Annotated in this window: 10 protein-coding genes and 1 pseudogene; 1 reads left to right on the plus strand and 10 read right to left on the minus strand. The window is 57.2% G+C overall.

Going from position 1 to position 11,305, the window contains the following annotated elements; translation table 11 throughout:
* On the plus strand, window positions 1–613 hold a 613-nt coding region (locus HY788_22940), incomplete at its 5' end, for a universal stress protein (GenBank protein MBI4777001.1).
* A 58-nt stretch (window positions 614–671) separates the two neighbouring features.
* Here the strand turns inward: HY788_22940 and HY788_22945 are convergent.
* The 10 genes and pseudogenes from HY788_22945 to HY788_22990 form a co-directional block, all read right to left on the minus strand.
* On the minus strand, window positions 672–1,664 hold the full coding sequence (locus HY788_22945) for a methanogenesis marker 2 protein (protein ID MBI4777002.1): 993 nt from the start codon (window positions 1,662–1,664) through the stop codon (window positions 672–674).
* Between the two features lie 96 nt (window positions 1,665–1,760).
* Complete coding sequence (locus tag HY788_22950) at window positions 1,761–3,302, minus strand: MSMEG_0568 family radical SAM protein (protein ID MBI4777003.1); 1,542 nt, start codon at window positions 3,300–3,302, stop codon at window positions 1,761–1,763.
* 205 nt (window positions 3,303–3,507) lie between these two features.
* The gene (locus tag HY788_22955; GenBank protein ID MBI4777004.1) at window positions 3,508–5,106 is read right to left on the minus strand and encodes a CoA-acylating methylmalonate-semialdehyde dehydrogenase; all 1,599 of its coding nucleotides are present in this window, start codon (window positions 5,104–5,106) and stop codon (window positions 3,508–3,510) included.
* 100 nt (window positions 5,107–5,206) lie between these two features.
* Window positions 5,207–6,310, minus strand: a complete 1,104-nt coding sequence (locus HY788_22960) for an arginase family protein (protein MBI4777005.1) — start codon at window positions 6,308–6,310, stop codon at window positions 5,207–5,209.
* Between the two features lie 79 nt (window positions 6,311–6,389).
* Window positions 6,390–7,350, minus strand: a pseudogene (locus HY788_22965) (methyltransferase).
* 77 nt (window positions 7,351–7,427) lie between these two features.
* Entirely contained in the window at window positions 7,428–8,129 is a 702-nt protein-coding gene (locus HY788_22970) for an ABC transporter ATP-binding protein (protein MBI4777006.1), read from the minus strand.
* A gap of 4 nt (window positions 8,130–8,133) precedes the next feature.
* Entirely contained in the window at window positions 8,134–8,880 is a 747-nt protein-coding gene (locus HY788_22975) for an ABC transporter ATP-binding protein (protein ID MBI4777007.1), read from the minus strand.
* A 10-nt stretch (window positions 8,881–8,890) separates the two neighbouring features.
* Window positions 8,891–9,895, minus strand: coding sequence for a branched-chain amino acid ABC transporter permease (locus tag HY788_22980; protein MBI4777008.1), 1,005 nt, complete (start codon window positions 9,893–9,895; stop codon window positions 8,891–8,893).
* A gap of 2 nt (window positions 9,896–9,897) precedes the next feature.
* Window positions 9,898–10,776, minus strand: a complete 879-nt coding sequence (locus HY788_22985; protein MBI4777009.1) for a branched-chain amino acid ABC transporter permease — start codon at window positions 10,774–10,776, stop codon at window positions 9,898–9,900.
* Between the two features lie 102 nt (window positions 10,777–10,878).
* A partial coding sequence (locus tag HY788_22990) for an ABC transporter substrate-binding protein (protein ID MBI4777010.1) occupies window positions 10,879–11,305 on the minus strand: 427 nt, incomplete at its 5' end.

Raw genomic sequence — 11,305 nt, forward strand, 5'->3', positions numbered from 1 at the left:
CGAGATTGCCGAGGAATCGCAGCACGGCTATGACGCGGTCGTGGTAGGCAGAAGAGGGAAGAGCAAGCTGAAAGACCTGATTCTGGGCGGCACGGCAGGGAAATTGATTGACCGGCTGGCTCACGTGCCTGTGTGGGTGGTGGGCGGGAGTCCAAAACCCGGCAAGGTCCTTCTGGCCGTGGATGGATCGGAAAACGCCATGAAAGCGGTGGATTACGTTGGACGCATGTTCGAAGGATCAACGCCTGAAGTGACGATTCTTCATGTGGTTCGAGTCCTGGGGTTATTTCAGGGCACGTATCCCGAAGCATTTCATACCGAGATCAATCAGAAATGGCTGGCGGATGTCCAGGAAAGAATGATGCCCGTGCTCGAAAAGGCCAAGGATACATTGACCCGGGCCGGGCTGGATCCGGGGCGTATGACGATCAGTCTGGAAACCGGAAAGGGAAGCCGGGCCGGGGATATTGTCGAGCAGGCCTATCTGGGGAGCTACGGCACCATTGTCGTGGGCCGGCGGGGCATATCCAAGATCGAGCAGTTCCTCATGGGGCGCGTCAGCAGCAAGGTAATGCAACTTGCCAAAGACATGGCTGTGTGGGTGGTGAACTGAAGGGTGTCGTCGAAGGATTCAGCGACGGCCCATGAATAAACTCGATGCACACTGCCCCTTATCCGGCCGACCCATCTTCGCCGTAGCGGATGCCGGTGATGGCGTCTTTTCGAAAATCGAACAGGATTTCCGCTTCGTCTCCTTTTACCAGAATTACCGTGGGGTCGCCCGATACCCGCCCTATGGATCGGGCGGTGATGTATCGTTCCTGAAAGAGGCCGATCACCTGTTGCGCGTGATCCGGAGGAACGGACAGGATAAAACCGTAACTTTGAAAGCAGCGCACCCAGTCCTCGAGGGGCAGGCCATCCGGTTTCGGTATGGCGTCCAGATGGACCACGGCCCCTTTGTTGGAATTCTCCATCATGATGGACGCCGTGCCCAAGATGCCCGCGTTGCTGACGTCCTTTGCGGCTCGAGCAAGCCCGGCTTCCGCGATCAAGGGCAGGACTTCAAGGCGGTTCAGCAGCTGCTCGGAGGTTTTGCCCGAGTTGGCGTCCCAGCTCGCCACGGAATGACAGCCCGGCCGCCCCTGCAGGTCCACGCAGAGAATCAGATGGTCACCGGGTTGGGCCAGGTGGCTTCGAAGAAGGCTTCGCGCGTAACCCAAAATGGCCACGCTCAGGGAAGGATGTTCCAAAGGCGCATCCGGATGCAGATGGCCGCCCAGCATGGGTACCTGAAGCTTATGGCATCCCTTCTTGATGCCCTCGACGATTTGGGCGCGCTGAGTGTCGTCGCCGCTGGCCAACACGTTCACCAGGCCGATGGGACGCCCGCCCATGGAATAGACGTCATTCACCGTTACCATAACGGCCGCCTTTCCGGCGGCATACGGTTCGTTCTTGAGTAAGCCGGCCATGATGCCGTCCGCGGCCAGTAGGAGATAGCCTCGATTCCATGGGATGACGGCCGTGTCGTCGCCGTAGTTAGGCAGTTGAACCCCGAATTGTTGGGTGGAAGCCAGTGCTTCCACCACTTCTTTGATGGGCCGTTTTCGCAGGACTCCCATGTACTCGCGGACGGCGCGCGCGTGTTGTCGCACATCCATGTTCAAAAATGCTCCTGCAAATGGAAAACGACTTTAAAACGCCGAAATCAGGTTTAGAAACGACAAAGCAATGTAGGGGCGTATTGCAATACGCCCCTACCCGGTGTCTTTCTCTCCGGTCTCCTCAAGAGGAGCTTGCATCATCTGATGGGGACGGCCCAGCAGATCCGCAATAGGTCCAACGGGTTTCCATCCCAGTTTCAGGAAAAGCGGGACGTTCTGCTGCTGAATATGGGCCGTGAACAGGGTGCAGCCCAGTTGTTTCACCCGCCGGACCGCCTCTTCCACCAGCAGCTCTCCTACTTTCGAGGACCTGTGATCCTTGAGGACCGCCAATCTGCCGCCGATCCAATGCCCGTTTCCGGAAGCTCCGGGATAGATGCGCACCGTACCCACGATGTCTTCGTCCAGATTGGCCACCAGATGCCGGCCTCGATCATCGTGCTCGTCCACGTCCGTCTCGGAAAACAACCGTTGTTCGTTCACGAAAACCTGATGGCGAACGCCGAAGGCCGCGGCCTTTTCCTCATCCGTGCGCGCGCTGTGACACACGAGGCGTTCGACGGGTTCCTCGAAGGCATGCAACGCCGAGCAGGCCCCGCAACGCACGCATCCGGCTAGGCAACGACGGCTGGAAAGGCCTTTGCGTTTCAGGATGTCGGCAACGCCCCGATAGAGGGCTATCATGATTGCCGGAGAGGGCGGCAGCGCGTCGGCCATTCTCGATCCCGGAATGGGTCTCAGCGGCGCCACGTACGGATATACGCCAAGGTCGGCCAGCAGTTCGCTTCCCCAGAGCACGGATTGCGGCGATTCTCCCAGTCCGGCGATGACAAAACTGCTGACCTGGTTGGGTCCGAATAGGCGCACCGCCCGGACCCACGCCTTCTCATATCGGAGAAGACCCAGGGCGGCCTTGACCGGAGCCCGGCGTTCGAGTACGTCCGGATCGAAGCTTTCTATGTGTATTCCGATGGTGTCCACTCCCGCGTCTTTCAACTCGAGAAGACGATCGGGATCGTCGGGAGGCATAACCTGAACATGCACCGGAAGATCGCAAGTCTTCTTTATGGAACGGACGCAGAGCGCCAGATAGGAAAGTTCGGAGCCGGGGGAATCCGAGACTCCCGAAGTCAATACCATGTGCGTGACGCCGTCCCATTGTCGGGCCATTCGAGCCACTTCGGATAGTTGTTCCGGAGTCTTCCGGGCGACCGTTCGGCCGTTCTGAAGGGATAATTCCGTTCCGCAGAACGCGCAACCGCGCCGCGTCTTCCAGTGCACGCATCGCTGAATGACGGTGGTGGCCAGACAATCCTTGCCGTGGAGAAGTGCGATTTGCCTGCCCATCGAACCGTCCGATGTCCGGGCGTCGTAGAAACGGGGTTCCGGCGGCAGTTCGAGGGGGACCGGTTCTTCTCCGTTTTTCAAGAGCACGAAACCGCGTTCGACGTCGCGGATCGCGTACGGGGAGCGGGACACATAGGGTGCGTTGATGGGCGCATTGACGGGGAATCCCCGGATGAGGAAGGCTTTTCCTTCGGCCGGTCCTGCGCCGCCATTTCTCCCTTCGAGATGATTCGGGACCCGTACGCCGAGACTCTGGATCTCGGTTATGATGTTGGCCAGGGACCGCATGTAACTGGAATTAGCACGTTTGCGCGGATGCCGCAAACGGTTCGATAACTATTGAAGCATCCGTCCGGAAGGCGCTTTGGGAACCTTTCTGAAGAATCCCGCCGCGGCGGGACCCAACCCCTCCCAAGACTTCTTGGATGGGGGTCCTCCCGGCTTGCGCCGGAAAGACCCGGAATCGTGGCCCGAGAATGATTGCCAAATGTTCTTATTTGTCGACGGGCATGGACGAAATGGTTCCGTCCCAGGTATCCACTTTGCATTCGGCCGATTGCTCGTCAAACCAGGTGTTGGTTACACATTTCGATTCCGTGAAGAAAGTGATGCCGTCCCTGCCCATGACGTGCAGATCGCCGAAGAAGGAATGCTTGTGTCCCGTAAAACCAAAAATGCCCAGCGGCACGGGGATGCCCACGTTGATGCCCACCATGCCGGCGTGAGACTGCTTGGCGAATTGACGCGCATAATAACCGTTCTGAGTGTAGATTACCGATCCGTTGCCGAACTCGCCGGCGTTCATCAATGCCAGCCCTTCTTCGAAACCCTTCACGCGCTTGATGCAGAGCACCGGCCCGAAGATCTCCCGATCGCCTACGGACATGCCGGGTTTGACGTGATCGAAGATCGTGGGTCCCAGGTAGAAGCCGTTTTCATAGCCGGGAACGACCGGGTTGCGTCCATCCACTATCAGTTCGGCGCCTTCATCGATCCCCTTCTGAATCCAATCGGTGATGAACTTGAGATGGCCGGCGTTCATAATGGGTCCCATGCCGGTGGCGGGATCGTAAGCAGGGCCTAAATTCAATTCCGCCGCGAATTTCTTCAGATATACCACCAGTTCATCGGCGATGCATTCTTCCACGACCACCACGGGGCAGGCCATACAACGGGCGCCGGCGCAGCCGCAGTAGGCATTGACGATTCCCCTGGCCGTTCGTTCCAGTTTGCAGTCTCTCAGCACCAACGCATGGTTTTTGGCTTCGCACAGGGCCTGAACCCGTTTCCCTTCGGCCGCTGCCGTGGCGTAGATGTGCCTGCCAACGCTCGTGGAGCCCACGAACGTGATGCCTTTGACGTCGGGGTGGCGCAGGAGGAGTTCAGCTTCATTGCGGCCGGCGGTCACCACGTTTAGTACACCCTTGGGCAAACCGGCCTCCGTCCAGAGTTCCATCAGTCGCATGGAGGATTGGGGTACAAAGCTGGCGGCCTTGAGCACCATGGTGTTGCCGGTGGCAATGCAGAGAGGGGCCATCCATCCGTGAGGGATCATGGCCGGAAAATTCCAGGGGGCGATTCCCACAAACACTCCCATGGGCTCACGGTACAGCACCGTGTCGTATCCATCGGAACAGTTCATGAGCGACTCGCCCTTCATCAGGTGAGGAGCTCCACAGGCGAACTCGATCACCTCGTTCACCTTGAGCACGTCGCCCATACTTTCTCTCCAGTTCTTGCCTTCTTCCTGGCACAACTGGTAGGTCAGCTCTTCGAGGTGCTCGTCGACCAGGGCTTTCATTTTGTACAGAACCTGGACCCTCTTGCTCACCGGAGTATCGGACCACTCGGGGAACGCTTCCTTGGCGGCCAGAACGGCGGCCTCGACCTCCTCGGCCGTACATTGCGGCGCACAAGCGATCACCTCGCCGGTGGAGGGGTTGTAGCAGTCCATGTATTTGTCTGTTTTGGACACATGCCATTCACCGCCCACGCAGTATTTCAGTTGCTTCGGGACTGCACTGACGCTGACATGCTCTTCCAGTATATCCCCGTAGGTAAAGTAGCGGTCTTTTATCGATGTTTCCGTCATCTTGTATCCTTTCCTTTCTTTTTACGATCCTGAGGCCTTGATCATTTGTGGTATATCGTTTCGATCTCGAAGATCGGTTCTAAACAGTGACGACATAGGTCTAAGAGCGATCCGCCGGAACGGCTTCCATACCAAAGGCCACTTTCCTGATGAGATTCGCCGCGATGCGATACGTGGCGTCCTTTTTCGATGAGAACAGCCGACCGGCCCTCCGCGGATTGATTTCAGTAATATCCAGGCCCGCCAATTCGATTCCGGCCGAGAGAAGCTTTCTCAGGGCGTTTGCCAGGTGATACATCTGCTTTTCCTGGAGTCCTTGCCGGTCCCGGAAACGCACTCCCTCCAAAGCGTTACGGGCTCCGATGTCCATGTCCACGGAAATATACACATAAGAGGTATCTATCCGTCGCAGCAGGTGCTCCAGTTTCGAGGGACTCGTGAGGCACTCGTTTTTGGTAACGATGGTGACTCCCCTGCGTTTCAAGTCGCTGTAGGCCCCCACGAATCGGGCCACCCTGGGGTCTTTGATGCGAAACGCCCTTTTAGGCGGGTAATCGCTCACGCCGAGCACAAACACCTGCCGAGGGAGCACAATCCCCCGATCCAAGAGGCCGAGCAGAAACGAGCCGGCGTTATACGAGTCGGGCCGGTTGTGCAAAAACGGATCGTCCCGGTCGTACAGCGTGCCGGGGTTGGTGTCCAGGTCGTACTGAATGGCTTCCGACACGACGGGAACCGGGATTGCATCGGTATGGCTGTCGAGCGCGACCAGTGACAGATGCTCCGACCCGTAATGCTCCGAAAGGGCCTCGATCACTCCTCCTGTCATGGAATGGTCCACGGCGATCATGCAGGGAATGTGGGGAAGAATGTCATCGACGACCCGTCGCCGAATCTCCGATGCGAACTCGAGGCACCCGTTTCGGTCCGTGAATCCGACAAACTCGTGGACATTGACGCGTTCCCTGTCTCCCGAAGGCGGATGGGGGCGCAACCACCCCGGCACTTGCATGGAACCTTTTTCCGACCACAGTTCCGCCGGTACCTCGTTACGGATCATCGCCATGACGGGATCGTAGGGATCGTCGCTTTCACCGGGTAGGGCCTCGAATTCCAGCTTCTCGCGAACGGATTCCTCTTTTTCGTCGCAATCAAGGGGACAGCCGAAAAAGACGATCTTCTTTCTGGTCTCCTCTGACATCATGCTTCAAGATACCGGAACGTGTTTCCGGCTCGCCGTCAAAGCGAGTCTCCGTGCGGTCGGGGTGCGCGCCTCGATTCTTTTATCTCTTCTTGAAATAGTCGTCTCTCGCCTTCTTGAGCTGTAACAGGTTCTCGAGAGGAGACGGCGGAGCGACGCCGCAACCGGGCGTCAGGAAGTCCGTACCGTTTTCAAGGGCCCGGACGGATTCCTTGTAGCACTCTTCCGGGGCGCCCATGAACAAGGTGGTTGCCGTAGCCACGTTGCCGAACACCCGGACGCCTTTGGCGTGAGCGATTTCGACGGCCTTCTTCATGTCCGCCTTTTCCTCGATGCTGATGCCGGTAACACCGGTATCGCACATCATTTCGATGATCGAGTCCGTGTTTCCGCAGATATGAAGCACCAGGGGTCCCTTCGATCCTTTGACGATATCGGAGATCAGGGGCAGCGCAAATTCCTTGAACGTTCTGGGGCTCATCAAGGCGGGTCCGGACGACGGTTCAGCCATTACAAAGTAATCGGCTCCACAATCGAAGGCGAAATTGATAACGTCGATCATCGCCAGTTTGGTCACATCGATCACTTGCTGCACGCGGTTTTTTTCCTTGAAGGTCATCTTCATGAATTTTTCCGTGCCCACGAGATTGCACGCGCAGGTCCAGGCTCCTTCCGATTCACGCGGGGAAACGGCCCCTTCGCAGAAAGTCCGGAGGGTAATCGAGCCCTTCGATGCTTTGAGCATACGGGTGTTCCTTGATCGAGTATTGAATGTCGATTTTGGGATCGCCCAAGCCGCAGCCGAAGGCCTCGCTCATGGGTGTGATGTCCCATCCCATGGCCTTGACAAATTCCCATCCAAGATACTTGGGCGCCGCGAGGGCAAGTTCCGCCATGGCCGCGGGATCCCTGTCCGCAAGCGGCCGTTCCGCGCCGCATTTCTTCATCAGCTCGACGACTCCGTAGGTGGTGGTGGAACCCACGGGAGTCATGTCCACTTCTTTGCCGTTCAAACGGTTCAAGAAACGTTCTTTCAGGGTCATAGATTTTTCACTCCTTAAGATCCGCGTTGATCCCCGCTCGCCGCGTCTTCCACACGGGCAAACAGGCTTTCGGCCCATTAAACGGAGAGGTGTTTGGTGATGATTTGTCCGTCCGCCAGCAGCTCTTCCGTTGTGACGATGCCTTTGACCATCCCTTTGGTGCCCATCAGGTAGTGACGCGAGGCCACTTTCAGGGCCATGCGATAGTTCTGTTCGACCAGGAGCAGCGTGAGTCCGTGTTTCATGCACAGGTTGAGCACGACGGTGATGACCATGGAGACCAGCAAGGGAGAGAGCCCTTGAGAGGGTTCATCCAGGAGCATGATACGGGGATTGCTCATGAGCGCCCGGCCTATGGCCAGCATCTGCTGCTCCCCGCCGCTCATGGTGGAGCCGTCCTGTTTGCGCCTTTCCGACAAGGCGGGAAACTGTTCGTACACCCGATCGATGGTCCACGCCTGCATATCCGTAGCCGGTTGCTCGGAAAGTCTCAGGTTCTCCTCGACACTCAATCCCGGAAAGATATGCCGTTCCGCCGGAACATAGGCCACTCCCATTCTGGCGATTCTATGAACAGCCCAGCTCGTGGTGTCTGTCCCTTCGATGAACACGCGGCCGGATCGCGGCGGCGTCAGGCCGATAACCGATCGCATCGTGGTGGTCTTGCCGACTCCGTTGCGACCCAGGATGGAGACTGCCTCCTGGTGATGGACGTGGAGGGAAAGCCCCTGAATGACGTGACTTCTTCCATAATAGGCATGAAGGTCCCGGACCTCCAGTACCTTATTCGTCTTTTCCAAGATAGGCCTCTCTTACCTGTTCGTTTTCCCGAATGATTTCCGGGGGACCCTCGGCGATGATCATTCCGTTGTGCAAAACGGTGATCGAATCGGAAATAGACATGACCAGATCCATGTCATGTTCCACAAGGACTACGGAAAGCTCGTCCGACAGATCACGTATGAGGCCGGCGGTCCGTTCCGTTTCCGCGGGTGACATGCCGGCCGTGGGCTCGTCCAGAAACAGTACTTTGGGATCGCCGGCAAGAGCGATGGCCACTTCCAAGAGCCTCTGGTCTCCATAAGCGAGATTCTTGGCGGGTTCTCTGAATACCTCCGTCAAGCCCAGCCGCTCGATCAGTGACCCGGCGTCCTCGTTCACCCGGCTCAAGCTCGATCGGGAAGAGAGTATCCTCAGGGAGCCGCCCCTGCGCGCCTGTCTCGCAATCCGGACGTTCTCGAAAACCGACGACCCCATGAAGATGCTCGTAATCTGAAACGTCCGGCAGATGCCCAGGCGCACGAGTTCGTGAGGGGGCTTGTTGGTGATGTCTTTCCCCAGATAGTTCACTTTGCCGGCGCTGGCGGAAAGGCGTCCGGTAATCACGTTGATCAGGGTGGTCTTGCCGGCGCCGTTAGGTCCGATAATCGAGCGGAGCCCCTTGTCCTCGATCTCGAGATTTACGTAGTTGGTCGCGAGCACGCCTCCGAATGAGCGGCACAGATCCTCGGTGCGAAGAATCGTTCCCATAGTTATCGGATTACTCCTTTCCACCCCGTCGCAATACATCGCCGAGTCCCGCCACCCCTCTAGGCATGAAAAGGACCAACAAGATGACCACCAGACCCAGAAAAACCTCCCAGTGCTCGGTCATCGTACTGATATAGTCCTGGATATAAATGAACAGCCCTGCTCCGACCAGCGGCCCCCACAGCGTTCCCATTCCGCCCAGGAGCACCATCATCAACACGCCGGCTCCGGCGAAGGCGTCCATGGTCGTGGGACCGATATAACCCCGGAACAGGATGAACAGCACACCGGCCACGCCGGCGAGCAAGCAAGCCAGCATCCATCCCAGAAGCTTGTAGAATCGAACGTTGATGCCCACGAAAGAGGCCCGTTCTTCGTTTTCCCGGATGGATTCGAGCACCGCTCCGAAGGGGGAACGTATGATCCGCCGCGTGACGATGAAACACAGGAGGACGATGACCAGAGAAAAATAGTAAATGCCGCTCGAGTCGCCCGAATTGACGAGGGCCCAGGGACCGAGAGTGATGTCCGGATGCGGCACCCCCATCAAACCGTCATCTCCACCGGTGACCTCATACCATTTCCAGACCACGGTAAAATACATCATGCCGAAGGCCAGAGTCAGCAGAGCGAACGCCAGGCCCCCCGTGCGCACCTGTACCCATCCGACCGCCAGGGCGATGATTCCTGTTCCGATAAATCCAACGAGAAATGCGAGCCAAAATGAGGAAGGGCAGACAAATTTGAGAAAAATCCCCACGATATACGCCGCGATCCCAAGGTATGAGGTATGCATGAACGAAAGGAGACCGGTATAGCCGAGCAGCACGTCCAGGCTCATGGCAAGGAGACCGTATATCAACATCTCGTTGACGAGCCGCAAGTAAAAACGGTTGGGGACGAAATACGGCAATACGAAAAGCCCCGCCACAATCGCGAGCACCGCCATGGCCTTAAATGGATGTATCGTAAGCCGTTTCACATTGGAGGAAGACGAATCGGTGAGACTATCCATGGCTATTCAAATTTCCCCTCTCCAAGAAGACCACGCGGCATAAATACCAGAATGACCGCCATCATCATGTACACCACCACCATGGCGAACTCGGTGATGAAAAATTCGGCCAGCGTCTGCACGGCTCCTATGAGGAACGCCGCCAGCACGGCTCCGCGGAGACTGCCAAGCCCCCCGATCACTATGACTACAAACGAGCTGATCAACATTTCGTGGCCCATGATCGGGTAAACGGTGAAAAGCGGTCCGGCGAGAACGCCCGCCAGTCCCGCAAGCACACAGCCGAGCACAAACCCCCCCATGTGGACGAGTTTCATGTTGATTCCCAGCACGGAAACCATTTCCGGAATGTTGCTCGCCGCCCGCATGGTCATGCCGATCTTTGTTTTGCCCAACAAAAGCGACAGTCCCCCCATGATCCCGGCAATGCCGAAAAGAGTGGCCAACCGGTAGATGGGATAGCTGACGCTTCCGAACGTGAGAGTCCGATTCAAGAAGGCGGGCAGTTCGATAAAGCGGGTTTCATTGCCCCACGTATATTTGATCAGGCCGTCCAGAAAAAACATGAGCCCATACGTCAGGATCAATGTATAGACCATGGGCCTCTCGCGCATGGGCGCGATGAGGATACGCTCGAAAAGAAGACCGAAAACGCCCACTACGATGGGCGCCATCAGGAGCGCAAGGAAAAAATTCATCCCCGAACTGATGATCGTGAAGCCGAAATACGCTCCCAGTGCGTACAAGGATCCGTGAGCCAGGTTCATTACGCGACTCAACCCGTAGATGATGTTGAGTCCGATGGCTACGATGAGGAAAACGCCTCCCAACACGAGGCTGTTAAAAACGATATCCGCTCCGGAACTAATAAGACTGTGCATCTTTCCCTCGGGGTTTTCTCTTCCGGAATAGAGGGGGCAGGGGGAGATCCGCTCCTCCCCCTATTCCCGACTTCTGCTTTCATGCCATAATCACGGGTTGCATCATTCCGGGGGACCCAGTTCCTCGGCTTTGAATGTTCTCAAGACTTTCATGTACACTTTGGCGCCATAAGGATTTTCCGGAGCCGCCATGGTTTCCGTAAGCACCGCGTCGTTTCTCATGCAATTGTCTTTGGCGGAAATGCGCACCGTGCCGTAAGGCCCGTTAAAACTGATTCCCCTGAGCGCGTCGGCGATCTTCATGGGATCCGTGCTCCCAGCCTTTTCAATGCCGTTGAACAGGTTCATGGCGCCCACGTAGCTGTGAGCCGCCGCATCGGAAGGAATGGCTTTGTACATTTCCCAATATTTCTTTTCCCAATCGTTCGCCGCCGGAGTGTCGATGTCCCAGGAATAGCAGGAAGCGCCGAATATGCCGTAGCATGCCTTTCCGCCGGCTTCTAGCTCCGTCACTCCGGGAGCGGCGGCG

It is taken from the genome of Deltaproteobacteria bacterium (assembly GCA_016208165.1).
GTDB lineage: Bacteria > Desulfobacterota > Desulfarculia > JACQYL01 > JACQYL01 > JACQYL01.